Source organism: Microbulbifer variabilis, assembly GCF_023716485.1.
Lineage (GTDB): Bacteria > Pseudomonadota > Gammaproteobacteria > Pseudomonadales > Cellvibrionaceae > Microbulbifer > Microbulbifer variabilis_B.
On record NZ_CP092418.1, the window covers coordinates 2789323 to 2815852 of the forward strand.

Annotated in this window: 20 protein-coding genes and 2 tRNA genes; 11 read left to right on the plus strand and 11 right to left on the minus strand. The window is 44.1% G+C overall.

What is annotated here, in order from left to right:
* Nucleotides 1–12: 12 nt before the first annotated feature.
* From MJO52_RS12430 to MJO52_RS12455, 6 genes are all read left to right on the plus strand, one after another.
* On the plus strand, nt 13–984 hold the full coding sequence (locus MJO52_RS12430) for an AAA family ATPase (RefSeq protein ID WP_252081976.1): 972 nt from the start codon (nt 13–15) through the stop codon (nt 982–984).
* Nucleotides 984–1955, plus strand: a complete 972-nt coding sequence (locus MJO52_RS12435; RefSeq protein WP_252081977.1) for a DUF58 domain-containing protein — start codon at nt 984–986, stop codon at nt 1953–1955. Before MJO52_RS12430 ends, MJO52_RS12435 begins: the two co-directional genes overlap by 1 nt.
* Before the next feature lie 51 nt (nt 1956–2006).
* On the plus strand, nt 2007–2603 hold the full coding sequence (locus MJO52_RS12440) for a DUF4381 domain-containing protein (RefSeq protein ID WP_252081978.1): 597 nt from the start codon (nt 2007–2009) through the stop codon (nt 2601–2603).
* Nucleotides 2596–3633 (plus strand): vWA domain-containing protein, encoded by a 1038-nt coding sequence (locus MJO52_RS12445; RefSeq protein WP_252086001.1) that lies wholly within the window; start codon nt 2596–2598, stop codon nt 3631–3633. The genes MJO52_RS12440 and MJO52_RS12445 overlap by 8 nt, the downstream gene beginning before the upstream one ends.
* Nucleotides 3633–5507 (plus strand): VWA domain-containing protein, encoded by a 1875-nt coding sequence (locus tag MJO52_RS12450; RefSeq protein ID WP_252081979.1) that lies wholly within the window; start codon nt 3633–3635, stop codon nt 5505–5507. The genes MJO52_RS12445 and MJO52_RS12450 overlap by 1 nt, the downstream gene beginning before the upstream one ends.
* A 64-nt stretch (nt 5508–5571) precedes the next feature.
* Nucleotides 5572–7275: a BatD family protein gene (locus MJO52_RS12455; protein WP_252081980.1), complete on the plus strand. Its 1704-nt coding sequence runs from the start codon at nt 5572–5574 to the stop codon at nt 7273–7275.
* Nucleotides 7276–7371: 96 nt separating this feature from the next.
* Here MJO52_RS12455 and MJO52_RS12460 read toward each other — a convergent pair whose 3' ends face one another.
* Both MJO52_RS12460 and MJO52_RS12465 read right to left on the minus strand, forming a co-directional pair.
* Nucleotides 7372–8463 (minus strand): glycosyltransferase family 4 protein, encoded by a 1092-nt coding sequence (locus MJO52_RS12460; protein WP_252081981.1) that lies wholly within the window; start codon nt 8461–8463, stop codon nt 7372–7374.
* The gene (locus MJO52_RS12465) at nt 8463–9581 is read right to left on the minus strand and encodes a glycosyltransferase (RefSeq protein WP_252081982.1); all 1119 of its coding nucleotides are present in this window, start codon (nt 9579–9581) and stop codon (nt 8463–8465) included. Before MJO52_RS12465 ends, MJO52_RS12460 begins: the two co-directional genes overlap by 1 nt.
* A 99-nt stretch (nt 9582–9680) precedes the next feature.
* Between MJO52_RS12465 and MJO52_RS12470 the strand changes: the two genes are divergently transcribed.
* The 5 genes from MJO52_RS12470 to MJO52_RS12490 all read left to right on the plus strand — a co-directional run bounded on the left by MJO52_RS12470 (nt 9681) and on the right by MJO52_RS12490 (nt 15882).
* The gene (locus MJO52_RS12470; RefSeq protein ID WP_252081983.1) at nt 9681–10925 is read left to right on the plus strand and encodes a glycosyltransferase; all 1245 of its coding nucleotides are present in this window, start codon (nt 9681–9683) and stop codon (nt 10923–10925) included.
* A 4-nt stretch (nt 10926–10929) separates the two neighbouring features.
* A complete protein-coding gene (locus tag MJO52_RS12475; RefSeq protein WP_286036963.1) occupies nt 10930–11706 on the plus strand; it encodes an ABC transporter permease in 777 nt (258 codons plus the stop codon).
* Nucleotides 11703–12407 (plus strand): ABC transporter ATP-binding protein, encoded by a 705-nt coding sequence (locus tag MJO52_RS12480; RefSeq protein WP_252081985.1) that lies wholly within the window; start codon nt 11703–11705, stop codon nt 12405–12407. Before MJO52_RS12475 ends, MJO52_RS12480 begins: the two co-directional genes overlap by 4 nt.
* Nucleotides 12407–13585 (plus strand): capsular polysaccharide export protein, LipB/KpsS family, encoded by a 1179-nt coding sequence (locus MJO52_RS12485; protein ID WP_252081986.1) that lies wholly within the window; start codon nt 12407–12409, stop codon nt 13583–13585. Before MJO52_RS12480 ends, MJO52_RS12485 begins: the two co-directional genes overlap by 1 nt.
* Nucleotides 13586–13701: 116 nt before the next feature.
* Nucleotides 13702–15882 carry a glycosyltransferase gene (locus MJO52_RS12490; RefSeq protein WP_252081987.1) on the plus strand — a complete coding sequence of 727 codons (2181 nt, stop codon included), beginning with the start codon at nt 13702–13704 and terminating at the stop codon, nt 15880–15882.
* A 1245-nt stretch (nt 15883–17127) separates the two neighbouring features.
* Here MJO52_RS12490 and MJO52_RS12495 read toward each other — a convergent pair.
* From MJO52_RS12495 to MJO52_RS12535, 9 genes are all read right to left on the minus strand, one after another.
* Nucleotides 17128–18177, minus strand: coding sequence for an XcbB/CpsF family capsular polysaccharide biosynthesis protein (locus MJO52_RS12495; RefSeq protein ID WP_252081988.1), 1050 nt, complete (start codon nt 18175–18177; stop codon nt 17128–17130).
* Nucleotides 18178–18457: 280 nt separating this feature from the next.
* Nucleotides 18458–21001 (minus strand): glycosyltransferase, encoded by a 2544-nt coding sequence (locus MJO52_RS12500; RefSeq protein WP_252081989.1) that lies wholly within the window; start codon nt 20999–21001, stop codon nt 18458–18460.
* Between the two features lie 132 nt (nt 21002–21133).
* Nucleotides 21134–22285: a capsular polysaccharide export protein, LipB/KpsS family gene (locus MJO52_RS12505; RefSeq protein ID WP_252081990.1), complete on the minus strand. Its 1152-nt coding sequence runs from the start codon at nt 22283–22285 to the stop codon at nt 21134–21136.
* On the minus strand, nt 22282–23316 hold the full coding sequence (locus MJO52_RS12510) for a hypothetical protein (RefSeq protein ID WP_252081991.1): 1035 nt from the start codon (nt 23314–23316) through the stop codon (nt 22282–22284). The genes MJO52_RS12505 and MJO52_RS12510 overlap by 4 nt, the downstream gene beginning before the upstream one ends.
* A 123-nt stretch (nt 23317–23439) precedes the next feature.
* On the minus strand, nt 23440–23832 hold the full coding sequence (locus MJO52_RS12515; protein ID WP_252081992.1) for an adenylyltransferase/cytidyltransferase family protein: 393 nt from the start codon (nt 23830–23832) through the stop codon (nt 23440–23442).
* A gap of 39 nt (nt 23833–23871) precedes the next feature.
* Nucleotides 23872–24741 (minus strand): NAD(+) kinase, encoded by an 870-nt coding sequence (locus MJO52_RS12520; protein WP_252081993.1) that lies wholly within the window; start codon nt 24739–24741, stop codon nt 23872–23874.
* A 193-nt stretch (nt 24742–24934) separates the two neighbouring features.
* Nucleotides 24935–25903, minus strand: coding sequence for a 1-aminocyclopropane-1-carboxylate deaminase/D-cysteine desulfhydrase (locus MJO52_RS12525; protein WP_252081994.1), 969 nt, complete (start codon nt 25901–25903; stop codon nt 24935–24937).
* 432 nt (nt 25904–26335) lie between these two features.
* Nucleotides 26336–26412, minus strand: a tRNA-Asp gene (locus MJO52_RS12530).
* A 27-nt stretch (nt 26413–26439) separates the two neighbouring features.
* Nucleotides 26440–26515 (minus strand) — tRNA-Val (locus MJO52_RS12535).
* Between the last annotated feature and the right edge of the window lie 15 nt (nt 26516–26530).

Genomic DNA, 26530 nt, shown 5'->3' on the forward strand with positions numbered 1-26530 from the left:
AGAAGAGACGCTATGGAAGCAAACCGGAATAACAGAGATCACATCATCGCACTGGGCGACTGGCTTAAAGAGCAGATCATAGGCCAGGAAACGCTGGTTAATCGCATTCTTATCGCTCTGCTTGCCGATGGACACCTGCTTGTCGAGGGGGCGCCAGGCCTGGCCAAAACCAAGGCGATTAAAACACTGGGCGAAGCTATTGAGGGTGACTTCCATCGAGTTCAATTCACGCCAGACTTACTGCCGGCTGATATTACCGGTACCGACATTTACCGGCCGGAAACCGGAGAGTTCCATTTTCAACCGGGACCAGTATTTCACAACTTGATCCTGGCGGATGAGATAAACCGCGCGCCGGCCAAAGTACAGTCGGCGCTGCTTGAGGCTATGGCTGAGCGACAAATTAGTGTGGGTCGAAAAACCTATCCGCTGCCGCAATTATTTTTAGTGATGGCCACTCAAAACCCCATTGAACAAGAGGGGACTTATCCTCTGCCCGAGGCTCAACTGGATAGGTTCCTCATGCAAGTGAATCTTGCCTATCCCGATGCCGAGGCGGAAGCAAAAATCCTGCGCCTGGCCAGATCCGAGGCCACCCTTGGCGAAAATCGCCCTACCGAAATCATTAGTCAGGAGACCATTTTTCAGGCTCGCAACCAGATTCTGGAAATGCAGATGGTCGAAGCCGTGGAAACCTATACTGTCCAACTTGTCATTGCTACGCGCGAGCCGGCGAAGTATGACAGCGAGCTGGCATCATGGCTAGATTTTGGTGCAAGCCCAAGGGCAACAATTGCACTCGACCGCTGCGCCCGTGCACGCGCATGGTTAGATGGCCGCGATTTTGTAACGCCCGATGATGTCATGGATGTAGCCCCGGATATTTTACGCCATCGCTTGCTACTCAGCTTTGAAGCCGAAGCCGCAGGTATCACTACCGACCAGGTTATTCATCGCCTGCTGCAACAGGTACCGGCTATCTGATGCACACAGCAACACCTCCTTCAGATTTGGACCTGCGCGGCGCCTATCCGGAAGTCAACTCACTCGTACAAATGCGCTATGTCGCACGTCAGCTACAACTCTTTAAACCGCGCCTGGTACGTAGCGACCAGGCTGGTGGCCTTCTTACCCGCTACCGTGGGCGAGGTATGAATTTCGAAGAGGTACGAGATTACCAGGCCGGCGATGATGTGCGCTCAATTGATTGGCGTGTTACCGCCCGCACCGGCACTACCCACACCAAGTTGTATCAAGAGGAGCGGGAGAGACCCATTGTTATCCTGCTCGATTTGCGCTCACCGATGTTTTTTGGCAGCCATCGCGCCTTCAAATCTGTAGCAGCGAGCGGTATTGCCGCAGCGCTGGGCTGGGCTGGGCTGCAACATAGCGATCGCATTGGTGCCCTGCTCTTCTCGGATAACGACATCGATACAGTGCGCCCGAAACGCAGCCACCATGCCGTATTAGCGATGATTCACAGCGCGGTGGACAGAGCATCTAAATTACAGAGCCCTATCGCCGAAAATGGCAGCCAATCCATGCAGACTCTGCTGGAGGAAGCCCGCCGTATCGCTCGCCCCGGCAGTGCACTTTTTCTTATAAGTGATTGCCATGACCTCAATCAGGATTGCTCACAATCATTATATTTGCTGTCGAGACATGCGGATTTACAGGTACTGCGAATCACCGATCCGCTGGAACAGCATTTACCCGATCAGTCCCTGACAATTTCTGATGGCCGCCAGCGCACATTTTTGTACGCAGGCAACCGCCCCCTGCGTGAACATTTTGCAGAGAAGCAGGCCCAGGCCCGCGCCGATGTTGAACAATTATGCCGGAGGCACCGACTTCCGCTTTTGGATTTTGACAATACAAAACCCATTGTTGGGGAATTAATGTCTTTTTACGGTTCACGCCAGCAAAACGGTTGGCATAAAAATAAAAGGCAGTAGCCGTGAGCGATAGACAGCACTCTATATTTTCGCCAAGCAGGCTTTATGTAATTGGAGCGATTAGCGCTACCAACAAAGTCATTCCAACGGAGGGGCAACTATGCTGAGAAAGCAGCAACTACAGCCCCCTCGCCTGAGGCCCAGGAATTACTGGCACAACTATACGATATCCAGGAACCAGCACCAGTAAGCTGGTGGCCACCTGCCCCTGGCTGGTGGCTCCTAGCCCTATTAATCATGTTATCTCTGCTGGGAATTGCCCTATGGATCAGACATCAGCACAAACAAACTAAGCGCAACCGCTACAAGGTTAAAGCGGTTAATTTATTGAATACGGTAGATATAAGCCGACCTGAGGCCACCGGGGAGATCAACGAAATTCTTAAGCGTGTTGCCGTGACCACTTATGGCAGAACCCGCTGTGGCAACCTCACCGGTAGTGCATGGTTAAGTTTTTTAGAACAGAGCGCTTCTCTGAAGTGTCCTGATGAGGCACGGACAGCATTGCTCGAGCAACTTTATCGCGGCACTTCCAAGCAAGAAAGCAGCCAGGCTTTTCAACAATACGCTATTCAGTGGGTCCTGCAGCATCAACTGTCGATGCAGGAACCTGAAAAACAAGTTAGTGAGGAACATGCCGGTGTTTGAGTTTGCCTGGCCCTGGGTTTTCCTGCTCACCCCACTGCCGCTAATCGCGCGGTGGCTAATGCCCCGCTCAAAGCCATTGAGCAGTGCCTTAAAAGTACCCTTTTACTCTGAACTCTCCCAACGCAGCGGTGGGGAGCAAAGCAACTATCTCAATTTATTATTACTCACACTGATTTGGTTACTGCTGATCAGCGCTGCCGCGCGGCCTCGCTGGTATGGGGAGCCGATCTCCCAAGCCAGCAGCGCAAGGGATCTATTGGTTGCCGTAGACATATCCGGCAGTATGGAGACCCCCGATATGCTCCTTGGCGGGCGCCCGGCAATGCGTATTAATGCGGTCAAACAGGTAGTGGGAGACTTTGTCGAGCGACGCCAAGGCGACCGACTGGGCCTAGTGCTATTCGGCACCCGCGCCTACCTTCAAGCACCACTAACCTACGACCGGGAAACTGTAGGGACCCTATTGCGCGAAGCGCAAATCGGATTCGCCGGCCAGGGTACCGCTATAGGGGATGCTATAGGCCTCTCTGTTAAGCGCCTAACCCAGCGTCCAGCCGAGCAGCGCGTGCTAATCCTGCTCACCGACGGCGCCAATACTGCCGGCGAAGTCTCCCCACTGAAAGCCGCCGAACTTGCACAGCAAGCGGGCATTACGGTTTACACCATCGGTGTGGGTGCCGAAGAAATGGTTCAACCGGGCTTATTGGGCAGCCGCTACGGCAGCCGCAGAATTAACCCCTCCAGGGATCTCGACAGCAAGACCCTGCAGGCGATTGCCGATACAACGGGGGGGCGCTATTTCCGCGCTCATAACCCCCAGGAACTGGCAGAAATCTATTCGGAATTGGATGAACTGGAACCTGTGGAGCAGGAAGCAGAAAGCTACCGCCCACTGAGGTCCCTATTTGTATGGCCGCTTGGAGTAGCCCTACTCCTGTCTTCTATTTGGGCAGTGGCTCCTCTCACCACTAATTTCAGATATTCCGGCAACGGCAATAAACAAACCACTACCAACGGAGGCCAGGCATAGTGAGCATACCTGAGCTACTCCAATCGTTTCATTTTCTCCGCCCCTACTGGCTATGGCTATTAATCCCCGCAGCACTCATTTGCTGGGGCTTGGGCAAAATCGTTCTAAACAATGCCCAGCTACAAAAGGTGATTGATGCAGATCTTTTACCGCACCTCTTAATGCGCGGCGGTGCCAAGCGCCCCTGGTTATTCGGGCTGATCTTTGCATTACTCGCCGCCATGATTATCGCTATGGCGGGGCCCACCTGGAGAAAATTGCCGACACCGGTTTACAGCAATCAAGATGCCCTGGTGATTTTATTGGATCTGTCCCCCTCTATGATGGCGACAGATCTCGTCCCCAACCGTCTCACCCGTGCAAGATTGAAAATTCTGGACATTCTTCGTGAGCGCAAAGATGGCCTGACCGCCCTGGTAGCCTATGCCGGCGAAGCCCATGTGGTCACACCACTGACAGAAGATACTGCCACTATCGCCAACCTGGTCCCCGCATTATCGCCTGCCATTATGCCGGTACCGGGAAGCAATATTGAGATGGCCGTATCGACCGGCATTCGCCTACTCAGGGATGGCTCTGCGGGACGCGGGCAACTGCTCGCAGTCACAGACGACATTGAGCCTGCAGCAGCGGATATCGTCGCAAAATCCCTGGCCGAAGCTGGAGTTGAACTCAATATCCTCGCTGTCGGCAGTGGCGAGGGCAGCCCAATCCCCCGCGGCAATAGCGGCGGCTTCGTCACAGATAGTAATGGCGCAATTGTGATTGCCAATTTTGACCCACGGGAACTGCGTAAGCTGGCTAGAGGCAGCGGCGGCCGTTACGCCAAGATCACCGTCAACGACGCCGACATAGAACACCTGTTGCCGCAAAGCGAAACCCCCGAGCAGGCCGAATTGACCGAGCGAGAATTCGACCAATGGCGCGATGAAGGCCCCTTTTTGATTTTACTCCTCCTGCCCTTTGTCGCCCTACTGTTTCGCCGTGGCACTCTCGCCTGCACCCTGCCCCTCGCCCTATGCTTGGGCCTACCGAGTGAAGGTCAGGCTTTTGAATGGAAAGACCTCTGGCAACGTAAAGATCAGCAGGGACAGGAATTACTCAACAAAGGGGAGTCTGCCGAGGCCGCCGAAACTTTCCGCAACCCGGAATGGCGGGGCACGGCAAATTATCGCGCCGGTGATTATGCCGCTGCTGAGCAGGACTTTGCCCAATTAAATGATGCGCAAGGCCTATACAACCTGGGCAATAGTCTAGTGCAACAGGGCGACTATGAGCGCGCCATTGAAGCCTATGACCAGGCCCTGGCCCAAGCCCCGCAATTCTCCGATGCGCAACACAATCGGGAAATTGCAGAGAAACTCAAGGAGCTTCAAGAGCGCCAGCAACAACAAGACCAACAGCAATCTGGTGATCAACAAGAACAACATGATAAGCAGGACCAACAACAGGAGCAGCAGGCCGGCAACCAACAGCAAAATCAACAGCAACAACAGGAGAGTCAACAGCAGCCCTCCTCTGACGAGCCTCAGCCCTCCGAGCAGCAATCCGGTCAAGAGCAGGAACAATCAGACCAACAGCAACCTGCAAATGCTGAACAACAGAAAAATGAACAGGAGCAGCAGTCTCAGCAAGGCCAACAGGGTGAAGAAGAGCAAAAAGAACAGCAAGGGAAGCCCCAACCCGCTGGCGCCGAAGAGCGACAATTAGACCCAGAAACCCAGCAGGCTCTTGACCAATGGCTGCGCCAAATTCCCGATGACCCCGCCGGCTTAATGCGGGAAAAATTCAAATACGAAAGCCTGCAAAGACGGCGTGCCTATCGCAGTGGCGAGTGGGAGCCCCCTGAAAACGGCGCTACCCAGAGGTGGTAGATAGATGCCCACAATGCACAACATTATTTTCGGCTTTAGATGTGACCAACCTTCAGGAAGGCTTATGGATAGCTTTTTTAGAAAACATAAAATTACTCGGCCACTAAACCTTACAGGACTTCATTGCCTGCTATTTTTTCTTGCTCTCTTTTGCCTGCCCGCAAGCAGTTGGGGCAGCGACCTCAATGCCAGCGTGGACCGCAATAAAATTGGTATTGATGAGACCCTGAATCTGCGCGTGCGCTACTCCGGTGATGAGAATGGCGGCCAACCCGATTTCGAATTACTTGAGCAGGATTTCGATATTCTATCCCGTCAGCAGTCCAACCAATATCGGGTAATTAATGGTCGTGCGGAAAGCTTCGTCGAATGGACGCTCACACTGGCACCAAAGCGGGAAGGAGAGCTGTTTATTCCCTCTCTGCACTATAAAGGACAAGTTTCTGATGCAATCCCCATAAAAGTCAGCGAAGCCGGTAGTGCGCCCGACGGTGCCGATCGCAAAGCCTTTCTGGAGATAGAATTAGATAAAGATAAAGTCTACGTACAAGAACAGCTACTTGTTAAGGTTCGCCTATACACAACAATCGGCCTGCACGATATCGCCACCGAACCTTTACAAGTAGCGGGCGCCCATGTAGAAAAAGTCGATGAACAGCGTTATGAGCGTAAGCTCGGAGGTGTCAGCCATGCGGTATATGAACTCACATATGCCGTTTTTCCCGATAGCTCTGGCCAGCTCTCTATCCCGGCAATGACTTATGTTGCGGTTGCCGGTCGCCGAGATCCTTTCTCACTGTTCAATCGCAACAGTCAGAGATTACGATTGCGCTCCCAGGCAAAAACTATTGAGGTCCTTCCCAAGCCTGACAGCTATAGCGGTGCCCACTGGCTGCCCGCTGCAAGCCTCGGAATCGTACAAAGCTGGAGCCAAAATCCGGATACCTTCACTGTCGGCGAGCCCATAACCCGTATTCTTACCATACGGGCAGAGGGTCTGCGCGCAGCCCAGCTTCCACCTCTCCCCAAGTTGGATATTGAAGGCCTTAAAACCTACCCAGATCAACCACAACAAGAAGATCAGATAGGCCCAAATGGAGTAACAGGTAGCCGCATAGAAACTACCGCAATCGTCGCCACTCAGCCCGGTAATTATCAGCTACCTGCCGTCACACTCACCTGGTGGGATACCAAGAGCCAAAAACAGCGCGCCACCCAGCTCCCCGCCTTCCGCTTTGAAGTCAGCGGTACTGCTGCAACCACACCCCAAACTCAAGAGCCAGGAAATCTCCCTACACTGGCTCCTGGAACCACCACTTTGGAGGAGCAAGATCATTTCTGGCGCAATCTGGCCATAGCCGCCCTTGCCTCCCACCTTCTGTGGATTTTTTACCTTTATCGATATCGTCCCCAACGGCTGGAACAGCCCACAGCGAGCGCCGAGCCAGCAAGAAAAATGCACCACGAAGCCAAGCTAAAGAAGGCTCTTGAAAGTGAAGATCCTAGACACATTCAACAAGCCCTACTCGACTGGCTTCTGCAACGCTGGCCACAAGTTGAGGGTAATAATTTAAGTGAGGTTTCGCACCAGTTAGGCTTTGAGGAGCTTCATGAGATCCAATCGCTGCTCAGCGCAGCCATCTATCAAGAACCTGTTAAACCGCTAAATATAGTAAAAATAAAAGTTCTGGTTGATAGGTTGATGAGTCGAAAGGGCGGTATGGACAAGGCATCGGAGGTTGAAGAATTACCGAAGCTCTTCACCTGAATTTTAGCAGTGGGCTTGACCTGACAGCTACCTAATCCTGCTATCGATTTAGCCGGCCAAGCCCCAACCCAGGCATATATTTAATCAGCGCTATTACTAGGCCCGATTCAAAATAGATTCCATCAATGAGAGAGTCTCAGAGGCTGCCTTATCCCAAGAAAACTCACTCGCCCTTTTCAATGCACAGGATTGCAACTCAGTTACTTTCAGATGATCTTCAGTCATTACTGCGAGTGCCTGTGTAATTTCTGCGGAGGAATCTGGATTGACTGTTAATGCTGCATTCCCAGCAACTTCAGCCATAGCACCTCGGTTAGCCGTCAAAACAGGGGTTCCCTGACTATAAGCCTCGACTATTGGCAAGCCAAATCCTTCATATAACGATGGAATTAGTAGTGCTCTAGCCTCCCGGTAGAGCTTTGGCAATTGATCGTCGGCCATATAACCGAGAATTTCAACGCTTCCCTCTAGGTCCAACGCCCGCACTCTCTCTTGCAGCTCAGGCATTCCCCATCCCCTACCACCACAAATTTTCAACGGCAGCGGCTCTGCCACTATCGTACGATATGAGGCATAAGCTTCTAGTAACCTCCTAAGGTTTTTGCGGGGTTCAATCGTACCCACAAATAGAAAATACCCACCAAGAGGGCCCGGGACTTCAGAAACCTTCAGAAAAGGAGCCTCATAAATAGTCACAACCTTCTCAGCACAAGCGGAAAATGACTGCTTCAACTCACTTGCTGTAGATTCAGAAACGGCAATAACTGAGCCAGCCAACTTGACAGCCAGAGGCATCAGTAACCTCTCAAGCTGCAGCCCCAAGCGCGACATAGTCTTAGGAAAGCGCTGCCATACCAAATCGTGGATTGTGAGCACCTTAGATACCGATGCCCCCAGGCAAAGCGGTAGGTGGTGACGGGGGGACCAAAACAGATCTACTTCATCCCTCCAAGCCCAAAATGGAAAAACTGCCTGAGCAAAGAAAGTACTGAGACTCCCCCTTTGAATGTTTCCAGACCGGACAGTCACATTTGGTAGGGATTGAAAATCAACCAGAAGAGGTTGATGGCTATATAAGTACCAATGATGCTCACTTCTTAACATTCGTTCCAAAAGTGCACGGGTATAACGTCCAATGCCTGTAGTGGGAATTGAAAGTGGCCGAGCATCCACTGCTATTTTGGCCATTAATCCACCACTCCCCTTTCCAAGAGAACTTCCCGATAGAGTTGGTGATATGCTTCTGCCATTTTGTCAGCAGTAAACAACCTCTCATAACGACTACGACCAGCGCACCCCATCTCCTCAGCTTTAACAGCGTCAGACCACAAATCATCCATCGCTTCGCGTAATGCAAGATGATCAGCCGGCCTCACAACATGGCCCGTTACTCCATCTTGATTAACAAAACTGGTTCCGGTACCGATTTCACAAGAGATAAGTGGCTTGCTGTTCATCAACCCTTCAATCAAGGTTACCCCGAAAGCCTCTGAGCGCAAATGCGAGGGGAACACGACGGCTCGGCATAATTTCATTAGCGCGACTTTCTCCTCATCACTGACAAAACCGGCAAAACATATGTTACTTGCTCCAAGCTTATCCACCCGAGATTTCAAGCGACTGGCCTCAGGTCCTTTACCAGCGATAACTACTCGATAGGGCTGATTCGCGGCGGCTCTAATTAAAAATTCCAACCCTTTGTAATACCGGAGAACACCAACAAATAGCATAAAATCCCGGCCAAATTGCAGCTCAAGGCTTTTCATTGTCTTATCCGAAGGTTCAGGGTACCCATCCTCGGATACCCCAAGGGGAATCACCTTCACTTTATCCTTATAAGCGGCAAGAACAGGGCTGCTTTCTAGATAATTGTATGATGTCGCTACGATACGATCTGCTCGAGCCAAAAACCAACGCATCAAAGGCCAATAAATAGCACCAAGTAGTCGTTGCCTGACAATATCGGAATGATAAGTCACTACCAGCGGGCGTGACTTTCCAGCCACAAAATAAGCTAGATCACCGAACGGCCAGGGGAAATGAAAATGTAACAACTTGGCTTTTGAGCGATATAGAGCCCCAAAAAAACCCGGCCCAATGCAGCAAGAAGCAATTGAGAACCAACGCTTTTTTGCAACAACAGGAAGCCGACCATTCAAATTTAAATTTGCGGGAGTATCGGCAAGAGTTAGCACACCACACTTGTCTGTTTTTTGTGCAACCTCTAAGATTACCTGCTCGAGCCCCCCTTGAGATTCTGGGTAAAACGTACGGTAACAGTGGAGAATTTGAAGTTCGGGGAACAATTGAGACTCGCTTAATTGATGGGTTAGTAACCTACTGGTAACCTGTTGTTTTATAACACATTAAGGTATATTAACGCCCCCCAATAGCCCGGTGTCAACGTGAAAATACTATTCTCTACCATGCAATTCGGGCCCGGATATAATCAAGGAACCGAAAAATACATACGCAATCTTGCGCTAGATTTAAGTAAGCGCGGTTGTGACGTAATAGTCGCGGGCGGCGACCCTGAAGGGATATTAGGTAATCGCACATTCATTGATGAAGGAGGATTTCGCCAAATCAAACTTCCAACTTTTGGATGGGGGACAACTGAAGGTGACTCAGTAGACAATTATCTTTCTTTACTTTCTGAATTGAAGCCCGATCTCGTGCATATGGTGAATCCGGCACATATTGGTATTAATTTACTCAATGCAGCTCAGAAATTAGGTATTCCATACTTTATTTCGATTACTGACTTCTGGTGGCTATGCCCCAAACATACATTGACTCTCAAATCCGGTGATTTCTGCTCAGGCTTTATCGATCAAAAAACTTGTTTTCAATGTATTGCAGAAACACACCCTAACAAACTGCTAAAAACTGCTTCTCAGTTCACACTTGTAAGAAATACTGTCGCTAAAATTCTGCATTTAAAGAATACTTCATTTACAACAACATTAGAAAACAAAAATCGCAAACAAATATTGGCCTCAATCCTAAATAAAGCGAAAAAGGTAATTTGCCTATCTAAAACAAGCCTGAAACTGATAAAAGAGTACTACTCACTCAATAATTGCCACTATATTCCTGCAGGCCTTTCCGATACTTGGTTCGAAACAGTTCCTGACCGGCAAACGACCCCTCCCCCCTTCGTAGTTGGGTTTCTTGGGGCTGTTGCCCCTCACAAAGGCCTGCATACTCTTACCCATGCGCTAAATACTCTCAGCGATTCAAAAATAAAACTCAAGGTCGCAGGAAGAATTTCCGACCAACGCTATGCCGAACAGTGCCTAAACTCCTATAAAATTACCGAGTATGTCGGTGAGCTTTGCGAATCACAGAGCAAAGATTTTCTAGACTCTCTGGACTTGTTAGTAATACCTAGCAACTCACCGGAAAATCAACCTCAAGTGTTACTTGAGGCAGCCGCCAGAAAGAAGCCCGTACTTGCTTCTAATATCCCTGGTTGTGCAGAACTACTTTCTCCGGCCGCCATTTTCTCTGTTAATGATGCGAACCAATTGAAAGAACTGCTAGATATGGCTAGAAAAGACATATCGAAAATAGGTTCCCCTACTTTGGGATTGTCCTCGAAAGCAGTTTCTGAGAAAGTTTTATCCGAATATCAAACAGTGTTTTAACCCCGTGATCTTTCTACAAAAACATCATAGAGACATCGTCTTTTACAAGGCGCTCTGTAATTTACGATCTGAAGCCTCAAAAACCTACCTGAGTTTCCTCTGGTGGATAATAGAGCCAATTTTTTCGATGGCGATCTATTACTTTATATTTGCTGTTGTATTTCAAAAGGGAACAGATGATTTTGTCCCCTTCCTTCTTGTGGGATTGGTAGTTTGGCAATGGTTTGCCCAATGTGTCAGCCACTGCTCAGCCGCAATCACTCAAAATCATGCACTGATCAGCCAAGTCAACTTCCCCAAAGTAGTACTCCCATCGATTAATATCGTTATGGACACCTTCAAGTTCAGTATTGTGTTTATGCTACTGCTCATTGGGTTATGGGTAATGGGGTATCCACCCACATGGAGTTACATCTACCTTCCATTAATCCTTACGATACAGTTCCTGCTCAACTATGCCTGTGGCCTGATCGCCAGCGCGCTCATTCCATTTGTACCAGATCTCTCTAATCTGATTCCCCATTTGCTGCGACTCGGTATGTATGGCTCAGGAATCCTCTATACCGTCAGCTCATTACCAGAAAACATTCAAGATATTCTTGCTTACAACCCAATGATCTGGGTAATTGAGAGCTACCGCGATATATTGATGTACAACCAAATACCTAACGTATCTAGTTTGGCAATCTACACCTGCGCAGCTATATCACTTTATGCCCTAGCTAGGTTGATAATGAGAAAGCTAAATCCCGTATTCGCAAGAGCACTGATGCAACGATGAGTGGAAGCAAGAAGCCAGCCATTAGCTTAAACAATGTACGAGTGACCTATCGCTCAGGAATTCCATTTACCCGTACAACCAATGTTTACAGCCCATTGAAAGATATTAGCTTCGAACTATATGAGGGCGACTCACTTGGGGTTCTCGGACGTAATGGCGCAGGGAAAAGCACCTTACTTCGCCTGTTAAACGGCATTATAAAACCAGATGGTGGTAAAGTGATCAACCATGGTCACAGAACTGCGCTGCTCTCACTGACTGTTGGCTACGACCAAAACCTTTCCGGCCGCCAAAACGCTGTTATCAGCGGCATGATGATGGGCCTGAAAAAGCATTTCATCGTCAGTAAACTAGATGAAATTAATGAATTCGCCGAGCTTAAAGAGTTTTTTGACCAACCTGTTAAAAACTACTCTACAGGTATGAAACAACGGCTTGGAATGGCTGTCGCTATTCATTTGAAATCTGATATCTTACTGATTGATGAGATTTTAGCAGTCGGTGATTCTAGGTTTAGAAGAAAGTCAGAGGCAGTAATGAGGGAAAAAATTACCTCAGGAGACACTGTGGTTTTGGTTTCTCATTCTGCAGAAACTGTTAAGCGGCTTTGTAACAAAGCCATATGGATTGAAGGTGGTGTTGTAGCCCAATACGGTGATAGCAAAGATGTAGTAGCATGCTATGAAGAGTCACAAAAGTAATGCGTGTTCTTATATACGAGCCAATGCCAGATATTCAACGTGCAGATGTAATCTTAGCAATTGCGCGTAAAGAAACCGAACTTGGAAATAATATTTTGCTATTGGTTGAAGAGGAAGTACAACTTTTTAGTAGAAACCACATCAATCAACCACACAGTGTAAACTGCACAAACATAGTAAAAGCAAAGATTGCAACAAGCGGATTAAATTTTATCTCCCTACCTAGAAGCAAAGCTCTAGCGAAGCAATTCGAAGCGAACCCAAATAAAACCCTAAGAGAAATAAAAAACTATCGAGCGAACTGCTTCCATAAAGTGATAGAAAGCTATAAACCGGAAAAGATAATAATTTGGAATGGGCTACCCCATTACCAACAGGACTTTATAAATCTTGCTCGCGATATAAATCCAAATCAGAAATTTTCCTTCTTAGAGGCCGGCTGGTTTCCACAGTCGGGCACTTACTATGAAGACCCCCTTGGAGTAAATGCGCAAAGCTCAATCTCTATTACAAAACCAAAAACTATCAGTTCGGAAGAGCGGCAAAACGTAAGACAGTGGAAAGTGTCATATAGGGAAAAATTTGGGGATAATGATATCTCTGATAATGGATATCTGTTTATTCCCCTCCAGTTAGAAACAGACACAAACATTACAAAGTTTTCTCCATTTTCCACTATGAAAAACTTTCTTGAGTGGGCCGAATCACATGTAGCCCCCAATATAGATATTATTGCACGCCAGCACCCTCTTGACCGCACCCCACCATTTAACCTCCTCCCCCCAAATAGCCGAATAAAGCTCGATAACGAAACCCCACTACATCAATTGATATCAAAATCTAGTTGTGTTTTGGGGATAAACAGTACTGTTTTACTTGAATCATTGATATACGACAAACCTGTTTACGCAGTAGGGGATGGGGTTTTTTCTGGAGCTGACGCCATCATTAAAACAGAGCTGGATGAAACTATACTTACCCATCATACTTTCTCAATTGAAGGCCAGGAAGAGCTCCTTCACTTGCTTTTACAAAAGCAAAAAAATCTTACAGTATCAAGAAGCTCATTTTTTAACAAGCTAATATCGGCCATCAAAGATCAGAGATACTCATGTTACCCTCTATCCGGTATTATTTTTTCTGCTTTTAAGGTATGGATAAAAAACAAGTTAAGTTAAAAAATAACGTAAACCTGATTTTTCTGAAACAAAACATTATAATTTTTTAAATAAAATCGAAACCCAACAGAAACAATTCAATGGTAATGTCCCAGTAATCAACACTCGGAGCTACCATGAATCAAACGATTTTCCTCGATGTAATAATTCCGTTCAGATATAGCCCACTGCGAGACAATTGTCTAATTAATTTGGAAACAGTTCTAAGTGAATTCACCTACCAAGATGCTCGTTTTATCCTTGTCGATTCTGGTAGTGATGCGGAAGCCTCAAGTAAAGCAAAAGATATTTGCATTAAGTATGGCGCCTTATACTCTTACATAAATACCGCAAATGAAACCTTTTCAATCGGAAAAGCACGCAATCACGGTGCAGAGATATCAACAGCAAAATATATCCTTTTCCAGGATATAGATCTACTCCCGTATGCGAATTTTTATAAAGACCTCGAAATACTTATTAATGAGAGATTCAGCGATGGGATAGATGAAGTTATCAATATCCCATGTATATATTTATCCGACAGCGCATCTAAAGAGTATATAAGCAACACGCCTGAAAACAGAAAAATCTATCTCCAAGACAGCATGAAAACTGGAGATGAAAGAATAGAGTTTTACGCTGCCAGTTCATCAGTTGCTGTTTTTGATCGGTACTATTACTGTGCCCTCGGGGGACATGATCCAAGATTCCAAGGGCATGGCTGTGAAGATTTCGAACTATTCTATCGAGCATATAGTAATAACCCAAGATTTCCAAGACCATCAAATATATACAGTAACGACGGACACTGGAATACGCAAAGCTACTCTGGATTCAGATCCTGGTATAGAAAGTATGGAGATGAGACTGCATTAGATGGCATATTTATTGCTCATCTATGGCATGAGCGGGAAAAAGAGTCTAGTGACTATATAAGGAAGTCAAAGGAAAACAAGAACCTGTTAAAGCAGTGTATGTTAGAACATGACAATCAATGTAGTTGCTGGCTGCCACCGATACCCTACAATGAAAAAAGAACCCTATTTCTTGGAGTTGAAGGCAGTGAGTTTACTGAGAGTATAAGAGAAGTCATACCCTCTCTTGGGCATGTTGATTACCAACGTGAATCATTTTTTGAAACAGAAACAGAGCTTAAAGAGCACATATCAAAGAAAAAAATAGATCAAGTATTTTTTCACAATCCATACGCAAACAAACAAAGATTAAACATCTATAGATATTGTAGAAATGAAGAAATACCATACATTGTATACGAGAGAGGAGCACTCCCTGGAGCCGTTTTCTTTGATATGAATGGATTCAATACTGACAGCACTTCATATCACGAAAAAAACTGGGACAGAGAACTATCTGATACCGAAATTTTATCAGTTACTGAGTATTGTAAAAACGAAATACAACAGGGAGGCTACCTTGAAAAGCAGCCAAAAAAAATGGGCTCGGAGTATATTAAAAATAAGTATCGAATAAATGGGAAAAAGATATGCCTTGTACCTCTTCAAAGACCAACTGATACTGTTTGCGAAATTTTTAAGGGGCCACTACGGGAATATTCTGATTTCTATGCATGGGTGGACATTGTATCTAAATCACTTAAGGAGTGGGTATTTCTTATTAAAACACACCCGCTTGAAAAAAACCCTACATACCCATTTGAAGACAATCACAATGTTATTAACTGCGACCTAGAAAATATATATGATTTAATCGATGCTGCTGACTCAGTATTCCTTCTAAACTCAGGAGTTGGATTGTTATCTATTCTAAGATTTAAGAACGTTGTTTCTGTTGGTGATGCGTTCTATTATCATAAAGGAATATGCAGTAAGGCTGAAACCCCAGAAGAAGCTGCGGCACTTATTTCGAGGGAGTGGGAACCAGATAGAAATCGTGTTTATAAGTTCCTCAATTATCTTATCAATGAGTTTTATTCATTTGGCCAATCCTCAACAAAATCAGTGAACAGAAATGGGGATGAAATTACTATCACCACCAAAGTTAAATTCGGAATAATTCGCATACCCGGGCAAGGGATTCAAGAAAAGTTTAATTCTAGGACGCTCCCTCTATTTTCCAAAAAATCCTACCTGCTTGGAGTAAAATTCTCACAAGTTGACATCCCCCATAATACAAAAAAAACAACACTCCACACATCGTCACACTTTATGCTTCGAGTCAAGAGGGCAATAAAGCTTCTAATTTGGAAGAGCATAGGCTCAAATAATGGCGTGGAACTTATTTCTGGAATTTATCGCCTGCTAGGTATAAAAAAAATAGCTTCTAAGGACATTTAATTATTACCCGAACCAACCCAGTATGCCACTCTTTTAAAAAGGGTTACTGATTTAGATAGGCGCTTAAAAATAAGAACAAGTATTGTGGTCAACTCCAAACCGGATATTTTTTAAGCAGATTTCTCAAATTTGATGGGAATTATATTGCCCCAGCCTCGTATGTACTCTGCGAGAGTTGATGAAATCCATATAAGCTCTCGCATCTTTTAAAGTATTCTTTCTTATTGCATAAGTGTTTTCGATTGACCGCTCTTGCTTCAGGTTGCTAAGAAGGTTTTGTTGGTTTACTGCCTAAAAAATTTTCTTATGATTCATTGAGCACATCATTCTATGCTGCTTCAAGAGCGCTTGGTAGATATGGTTGGTATGGTTGGTATGGTTGGTATACTGATTACCTTGATCAGAATGATACAGAAGACCCTTTGATTTCGTATGTAAGTTGACAGCCTTATGTTTCTGATCTTTTCGCACCGACATACTTGCCGTAGCGCTTGCGGTGGGGCTTTGCTGTAACCCTTTGAGGTTTGTATAAGCCCCACTACTTGTCTGATCTGAATAGCTCAGTTGGTAGAACATTCCGCCATGTAATGATACGCTGATAAGTCTCTTTAAATAGCTTGTTGCCAGCTAAGAAATTAACTCTTTCCGAATTAGGGTATCTATTTGTTACCGCGCCCCATCAGTTACTTTCTATGCCTTGCCCCCTTACCAGAGGCCAAGGTCTGTAGGTTTATATGTTTCCCAGGGGCAATATCCACGTAGCCAGTATGAGTTGCAGCTCTCGACGGATCGTCTAGGGAAGTCTATCTAACAACTCTGCAATTATTTTCAGTAAATGCCCGGCTTATCTCAGACTGTAAGTCTGGGACCGTTTATTCCCGCTCCGTTGGTAGTAACTCATCAATGTTTTTTCTTGGTCGGGAGAGGTGCCAACTCTACTAACTGCCCCCCCTCTTATCAATTGCACTTACTATCCGAAACTAAGCCCATCTAGAAATTTTTAAGTTGAAAACATCAATATGTCTTATTACGAGAAAAAAGGTTAATTATTTAGGATAAATATCATACTTAGCGCAAGATCGAATGAGATCAGTTTTATCTCAATAAATTTTTAGGGAATCCGAAAAAATTATCAGCTAGATAATAGCATAAACCCTGAAAATTAGAAATAAAAAATTCCTTCTCATCTAAAATAGTGTATTTTATAAGCTTCTCTGCGGAATAGTATGCTTTTCTCAGGTATCATTAATGCTCTATTTTTTTAGATGAAACAACACCTACCTCATAAAAAAGATTATTTATTAAGAGCATCAACAGATTCATACTATATTTACTAACATCTGCGTGAGATTTTATTTTTGGATGAGAATAATTGAAGAAGTTTGCCATGCTTTTATAATCACAAAATATGCTTTCCACCTCAGAAAAAATAGGCGAAAGCTCGGAGTAAATAATATTTATATTTTTATTTAGCTGGTTATTTTCAAGCAAAGATGAAAATTTTTCAGCCTTGCCTTCAGGGAATGTCCCAGATACAAAATGCGAATCTTCGTGCTGATTAAAATGATACTCACCTGTAATAATAGGATCAACAGAAACACACTTAAATTGGCCCAATATTGCATGGTAAAGACTACCCGTCCCTCCTTTAGATGCGCCGTATAATACAATATCATTTTTATGGATATTAAAATTAGCTGAAATCTCTGAAATTAATAATTGAATATCATTTTCTACTTGATTATTAAAGTTGTTGTTCAAGTAGAAACTACCCACAACACCGCCAATATCCGCCAGCCTAAGTACATATGTGTTATTTGGAATATATTTTTGTATGGATTTATAGTTTAGATAGAAATTCCTTGTCGCTATATCAGAATTATATGCTCTGTCAGCAACGGAGGAAAAAATGATCAATAATTTTGATTGATTACACTTTATTTGAGGTTCCTCTAAGGTATAAAATATAGACCGATAAAATTGAAGGTTTTCTTTTTTTATAAACTTAGAAAAAGAAGATGCGTCTTTGAATTTACTGAATGTGGAAACTCCACCTTCACTATGAGTTAAATAAAAACCACTATTTGTTAGTTTAACAACAAGGTTTTTAACGTTTTTATTTCGACGTGCAAGCCCGTAAATATTATGAAGCCTCTCGGATTTATGGCCGGCCTCTGATCGATCAATATCAATTGAGGATAACCCCAAAAGGTCAACCTCTATAGGCCCCTCAATAATTGAATCATTTAACTTAAGTTTCCCTGTGGAACTTTTGAAAATTTTTAGATTAAACATAAATCTACCAATAAATACTAATCTTAATCTGACAGATCTGTTTCTGAAGAACCGATAACTGCCAGATTAAGTGTAAATTTGTTAAAATTGCTGAAATTGCTAAACCCAAATACAAGCAAAATATTATATTTTTAGAGTCGATCTTAAGGGTATGCGCTCTCCCCTGAATACGCCAATAATTAAAAGAGAATTAAACACCATCTTTCTCTTTATCTAATACTAAGTCGCCTCACTAAAATAAGGCCAGACCTAGGTGTTTACAAAATTTTTTATCTAAACCTCATGTATCAAAAACAACATCGTTACTAATTTTCTCATCACAAACATAGCGGTAAAATGAATCCAAGGTAGAGGCCACATAATTTTCAGCAGAAAAACCAATAACTGGTTTCTTCTTTGGGGTGTTAGCAAATGTAATCATTGCATCAGCAAAGGAATTCGCTGTAGTCTCTGTTAAAATCCCTATGCCATCTTTTAGCACACATTTAATTCCTGGTACATTTGTTCCTATACATGGTACACCCAATGTTAACGCTTCTAATAATACAAGCCCCTGCCCTTCATAGTCAGATGCTAGCACCATACAATCACAAGCTTTTACTAAGGGATAAGGGTTTGCTAGCCTTCCTGTAAATACCACATACTCAGCAATTCCCAGTTGCCTGACTTCAGACTTTAAAATTTCTCTAAGAGGTCCATCGCCAACCACAAATAAAATAGCCTTTTTCTTCTCTTCTTTAATTAAAATAGAAAACGCACGAAATAAGCGTTTATGATTTTTTTCAGGGGAAAGTCTACCCACCACCACAAATTTCAAGTGATCTGTAGTATTGATAATTGTAGCACATTGAATTGAAACTAGTGAAAGTGGGATTTCAGATTTACGTTTTATATCTGAAGGGGAGATTGAATTTTCAATTGTAACCGTAGAGTATTTACTCGGGTAAAAAGATTTCAGTTTTCTCTCATTTTCAATCCGAACACTATCTGAAACTGATACAAATGTCTCATAATGTTTATAACTGCTGAAGACTGCATTTAGCTGCGGGAGACTTCTATTTGGATTGGAATTGCTCGCCTCAGCATACATATCACAGTGCTGATAGATCACCCTTTTATTTGTATCTAGATGTGCAAATAGCTGAGCCCAATAGAAAGTATAGCCTGAAAAATAAATAGCTATATCAAATGAATTATCACTAAAAACTCTTCGAGCTTCTTTTCTAAAAGCCGCATTAATTAATTCCTCATCATAACAAGAGGGATTTGTTTCTTTACTTGTAAACTTAGAGTATGCTTTAGCCTCATCAAACGTTAAACCAATCCCAGGATACAATAAAATCACCTGACATTTCTCAGCAAGCCTAACAAAGTACTCTTTTCTAATAATCGAAGAATCTGTTGCCTTAGCATCAACAATAAATGTCATTTCGTATTTACTGTGATCTATATTTTCGACTAGATTTACGAAAGAATTACTAATTCCATTTGCAAGCAAGCCTCCCGGATGGACTAGTATTTTTTTCTTAGTACTCTCTTTAACCGGTAAGTTTTGGCTTGAACCAAATAGAATACTCAAAAGCCTTTCGCTAGACTTTCCATCTTCATTAGGGATGAATTTTCCCACTGCTGCAGTATAACTGGGGAACTCAGATGGCTTCACTGCATTATGGATAGCATTTGAAAGTTCAGGTAATTCATTTACAACCTTAGCAGGAAGTTCTTCTAATTCAATATACAACCCTCTTTCACTCTCATAATGAGAGCGGTCTGGAACATATAAAATTATAGGTCTGTTAAGCGCAAAAAAGTCAAGGGTTATGCTGGAATAATCACTAATTAGAATATCTACGCCGGCAAGAATCTCATTAATATCCATTTCATCAGGGACAAAATTGAAACCACCCTTTAAAGAACCTTTAAGTTTTTCCTTTACTAAGCCATGAAGAGAAACAAGTACATGATACTCATCACTCAAACTTATTGATAAATGATCAAGTGCTTTAATAGCAAAGCCAAAATCCATCGACGGCTTTCCAATTCTACCCCGCCAAGTTGGAGCGAAAAGTACAACCTTTTTATTATAATTTATACCCAAACGTTTTAGGACACTTTTTCGGCTAGTGTTCAAGGTTGTGTCGATACGTGGAGATCCAATCTTACACACCTTATGAGAATTAAGATTCTTCGCGCCGTATGAGTCGACTGTAGTCTTTTTAGCGTACTCCCCAGCCAAGGGGATATGTGTTGCTTGAATGAAATTTCGTTGTCCATTTGCAAAAGAAAACAATCGATCATTCGTGTCAAGACCAAGTGTTTTAATTGGGATACCATGCCAAGTATTTACATAAAACTGACTGGGCTTTCGAATGAAATAGTCTGGAAAGGTTAAATTGTTGACTAAATATTCCGCCTTAAGCAGCGCTTTCGCATAGTCAATTGTATCTCGAGCAATAAGCTTCACATTTTTTCGGCAAGATATCTCAGCCGGAACACTCTCGGGGTTATTGACAACCCAAATTATGCTAAAGTCTTCTGCTTTTTGATGTCCAATCAAAGCCTGGTAAATAGCAAAAGGATGGCAACTTATATTTTTCCCCCAATGACTTTCAAAAAGTATAACGTTTTTTTTCACTCCTATTTCGTCAAAATTTTCCAGATAAAATCTTTGACTGGAACTAAGCCGAATAACCGCATTATGATATATCTTGCGCCCAAATTTAGATAACAATTGGTATCCCCGAATACGCCTCAATCTTGAGTCAATTGGTTTATATCTATGAAGAAAACCATGCAAGATCTTTATCACTTTCTGCTTTTTCATTGTCATACTATACCTCAAATGATTCTTAACCTTAGATCAACATTAAATTTCTGGGAGCAGAAAAAATAAAGCTAAATTATATCAACTACAATTACCTAAAAAATCACTCCGAAAACTTCACCTTAATCATTTTTATAAGATTACCCCCTTTCTCTTATAAAAAATGGTGTATCCTGCAAGATACTGAAAAAAAGGTTTCACCAGTCGTAAGGCAATTAAATATCTCTTAAATCTTGACTGAGGATTAAAAATTTTTTTTCTAAAAAATAGTTGCTTACCAACTAAGTAGCCGATGAGGCAAAAAGCTTCTGCCTCATTATAATGAGGCCACGCGAATTCAGCTCGAACATCACCATAAGTTATTGCTGTATTCTGTCCCCAAATGCCCTCCCCCATGGCTATTACCGGCTTACCTACTGCCAAACTTTGCAAAAGTACAGTGCTATTTATACCAATTATGCACTTAGCACCTGCTATATCTTTAAATAGGTCACTCTCTCTGGACCAGGAAAAACCTTTAGGGAGATCAAACATCTTCATTGAAGATTTTGGGTGTTTTCGAACAATTACTTTATGAGTTTTTGGTAACCATCTAGCAAGCTCACTAATAAATTCTTGCATTGACGTGAATGGTGAATATAGTCGAATATTTGAATCAGTCTCCACTTGAAGTGGAACTAAGATGTACTTCTCTTCGTTTTTTAACCCAGATAATTTTTTTCGCCTGTATGATTCACAGAATTCCTGGCCGTGTTTGTAATACCCCTCAAGCTCATAGGTAGCCTTTTTAGCAATTTCACTTCCACTATTCACGCCCTTAGGATCAAAATAATATGTATTTGACTGATCAAACCATGCCACTTCCATGAAGCGAACATCTATATTATGCTTTTTCGTAACATTCAGGAAACCGGTTTGGTAAGCAAAATTTCCATTCCATAGATAGACATAATCAAACCCCTTTCTTTTTAGTAAATCTTCGCAATCTAAATTATGCTGAGAAATAAATTCTTCTTGCGCAATACGATTTCTCTTAAGGATCTTCCATAACTCTCTTGCACTAGGAGTTGCTATGTATATCCGCCTATATACTACTGGGTCTAAATAATTTATTATTGCGGAAATATTGAGAGAAATGTTGTCATCATCATCAAATAGCGGCATTGCCACACTTACACAAATATAAACCAAATTCCCCGCCTTTTTTTCTCTAAGTGCGATTTCACGGAAAATTGGCAGCCGATGGCAATTACTAAGAGGGACGTAAAGCAGTACCCGTCTCATAAAGAAACCTTTAATCTGTGTAGAAGTCGACGAATACTTTGCCCCATCGGGGATGGGTCTGTCTGATTTTCATTCCTTATGCGCTTCTTTTCACTATCAGTAATCGCCCATTGCGCACGGATTTTTTCTCGCAGTATTTGGTGCTGATCATGAAAATTATAATTTATGATCTCATTAGCTAACCGCTCATCTGCATCTAGTGTATCCGATATAAGGCCCTGGTAATAGCCAGCATAAGGATCGTATATTGGGAAAAATTCATCCTTTCGTACGGAAGAAATATCATTCAAAGTAACAGCAAAATTATTGATTTCTCGATATTCAATTGAGTCTCTCCCAACCTTCACACTCTCTTGGGTAAACGACGCTCCTCTCAATACTGAAACTTTTTTTCCGAGAAAAAATGCATCAAAAATAATCCCGCTTATATCAGATACCACTAGTTGAGATTTTAATAACCAATCAACCTTATCCTTTTGGCTGACGACGATTTTAATTTTCTCAGGAATCTGTCGGATTAACTCTGAATTAAACACAATCGTATTATGGTGGGGTGCAACAACTAAAGTAAACCGCTTACTTAACTCTTCAAGACCGTCCAAACTACTCTCCAATGAGGAGTGCTCCCCCCAGGTCGGAGCATAATATACAATTGGTTCCTCATTTGCGCTCCATGAAAGTTCAGCTTGTTGTTTTTGCCAGCTACTTAGTACCGAGTGCCCAACAACTATTGAATTCGCTACACTTACAATTCTCTGTTGAGAGTAATTACCGAAAACAAAGTTAATATCTGCAAGACCGCGCCATAGTCCGTAGTTATAGTCTTCTTTAGCTAATCCATATTGAACAAAAGCAAGCTTGGCCGAGCGCAACGAACCCACCCCCTCAAAGGCAGTGTGGGCTATAATGAGGTCAAAATGATCTAGCTCTTTGATCGCAGAGCCTCGTTTAATGCGGATATATCTTGCTGAATGAGTATACTCTCGCTCAGTTGAACGGACAAAATCAGCATTATAGACTCTATCTTCCACTGCAACGTAACCATTCACCAATTCAATTATCGGCTTAAAGCAAGCTAGTTGATATTCGTTCCAAACAAAAAAACAAATAGATCGCACTTTAGATACTCACCACCTATCAATACCTACTTACTTTTAGGCCATCTCACGAACCAAATCTATTACTTGTGTTGTTGAAATCCCTTCTGTTCTGGGGAAATAGTGAACTTCACATAAGTTTGAATAGTGATCAAACTTACCTTCCCAATCATTTCCCATAACAAGCATTTCAGCATTGAATCGTTTAATATATTCAGCTTTCAGCTCAAGCGACTCTTCAAGAAATACCTCATCAACACAGTGAAGTGACTCAACAATTTTCATCCTGTCATCCTGGCTATAAATTGGTGGACGTCCCTTCTTGCTGATATTCAAAGCATCAGAGGAGACGCCTACGATTAAGTAAGCCCCTAATTCCTTCGCTCTTTCAAGGATATTTACATGGCCGATGTGAAATACATCAAAAGTCCCAAATGTAATAACTCTCACTGATACCTCTCATTTGTTTATAACTTGTAATTTTTTAATTTACTCGGCCCAACCAAGTTTCGACCTGCAAGTTTCGTAAAAATTATGCTCCAAGGGGTGCACCAGCGTTAATCGGTGCGGTTTTTTATGAATACGGATCACATCCCCTGGCTCAGTGATTATCTGATCATGACCATCACAAGTTACATAAGGCTTAGTGATATTCTGCCCTCCCACAATGATTTTAAATTCACTGCTGCCCTCTACAACGATCGGGCGGCTGCTCAGGGTATGTGGGTTTAGCGGGACCAAGACAATTGCATCGAGTTTTGGATGCATGATCGGGCCTCCACCCGAAAGTGCATACGCTGTCGAACCTGTCGGCGTAGAAATGATGAGCCCATCAGAGCGCTGCGTATAGACAAATTGACCATCAATGTAGAGGTCAAATTCAATCATACGGATAAATTCACCTGGGTGTAGGACGACATCATTTAATGCAGTGCCCCTGTCAACCGGCTTACCGCCTCTCGCCACAGACATATCCAGCAAGAAGCGGCTTTCGGCCATATATTTGCCAGCCAAAACCTCCCCGACTTTTCGTTCAACCTCATCCGGGGTGATATCAGTGAGAAAGCCTAAACGACCGCGGTTAATACCGAGTAAGGGCACACTGAATTTTGCCAAAGCACGAGCAGCAGCGAGTAGGCTGCCATCGCCACCTACTACAATGACCAAGTCGCAGAGTTCGCCTAACTTCTCTTTTGAAGAGACACGTGCCTTGTTGGCAGATACTGCTGTTGCAGTATCCTTCTCCAACACGACCGCGTAGCCCTCTTGCTCAAGAAAAGCCATAAGGCGTTTGAGTGAAAGCACAGCACTATCACTTCCTGTGCGGCCGATCAGACCGATATTTTGAAATTCCGACACCGCTCCCTCTCAGGTGCCCGAGCCTGGGCCTTGCGATTGATACTTTACCTTTCAGACATCGAAGCTGGTACTACACGACGGCGGGAAAAGCTTCTCAAAAAGTGACAGGAGATTATGCCTTAGCTTGCGTTTAGAGTCGAACAAACACACCCGGGGTAGGAGAAATTACCATACGAAGAAGGGAATTTTTAGTCTAGCAGCCTAGTTGAAATCCACGCCGACCCTGTAGTCCGCCGGAGTGGAGCGCCAAAATCTTGGTGCCACAGCTGAAATGACCCTCGTTAGCTTTCCGCGAAATCGCATACAGCAGCTTGGCAGTATAAATAGGATCTAGAGGGATGCCAGCTTGCATCTCAAAAGCCCGGTGAAACTCCTGTAGTCGAACGGGGTACTTACCATATCCTCCACAATGGAACTCATCAGTCAGCTCAACCTCACCTGCGTTTTTCTTTTTGAGACCTGATGTATTATATTGTGATAACGCCGCGAACCAATGCCAGGCAGCTCGACGAACAGAGCCTCCCGCTTTTAGCACCTCAACACCATGTACAGGAAAGCTACTTATGGAAGAGTTTAAGCCGCCCAGTGTTAGTCCAGTTCCACAGGCCACCCAAAGCTGGTCAAAGTTGATGGGGACAGTTCCTTCAATAATTTCCCCCAGTAAATGAACTCCTCTTACCCCGGCAAGATTTGCCCCACCTTCCGGCAAATAGGCCCCAATAGCAGAGCCAACACCAACCCGATTGAGAAAGTCTGACTGGCTGCGCTGCCTGTATAATTCACGGGACACGAATATAAATTTCATACCGAGGCGCTCGGCATCTTGAAGCATGGCACTAAGCACCGGTGGGCGCTCACCTCGAACAATACCAATTGTGCGAAAGCCAAACCGCGCTCCAGCAGCAGCAGTGGCATGCAAGTGATTTGACCATGCTCCACCACAAGTGATTAACGTCTCGACACCCAGCTCCCTTGCTTTAATCAAGTTAAAAATGAGCTTATACGCTTTATTACCTGAAATAAGTGGGTCCAGCAGGTCATCACGACGAATCCAGACCTCAACTCCCGGAAAAAGATTACTTCGGACCTTTTGGTAAGGAATCGCGCGCGCAGCTTCAGCGAAAGCATTCAGACCAAGAGTAGTTAGGTAGGAAACTGTCACGTATCTCCAATCCCTTCATAAAGAGGCAACCTGACAGGGCTCACTCCATAAAAGCAGCCCTTTACCGATAAGAACACAACCCCGCCCTCAAAAAAAGTTCACGAGCAAAGTGTGCATCCCAACCCATCCAGAGCCAGCAATACGATAGAGTCTAACGCCCTCCGTATTAGGTTGGCGCTCGGCACTTAGCCAGAGATCATATGAACAAGGTGAAGAGCCCCCTAGCGCAGGAGTAATATAACTGCTGCAAGTTCCTTCGTTCCCGCCAAATACCACAAGCTTGAGCACAAGAAAAAAGAGTTGTGCCACTCACCTCAAATAGCTTGAAGGGGTCAAGCAAGGCGCAGTTCCAGAGCTTTTCAGGCCTAATACCAGTTCGCCCACACACGAATAAAAAAGGCCCGTACGTATGTACGGGCCTTTTATCGTATCTGGCGGACCGGACGGGACTCGAACCCGCGACCTCCGGCGTGACAGGCCGGCATTCTAACCAACTGAACTACCGGTCCTCGGTAGTAAACTTCCATTTAGGAAGTTGGTGGGTGGTACAGGGGTCGAACCTGTGACCTACGGCTTGTAAGGCCGTCGCTCTCCCAACTGAGCTAACCACCCGCTGCTCATCTTCTT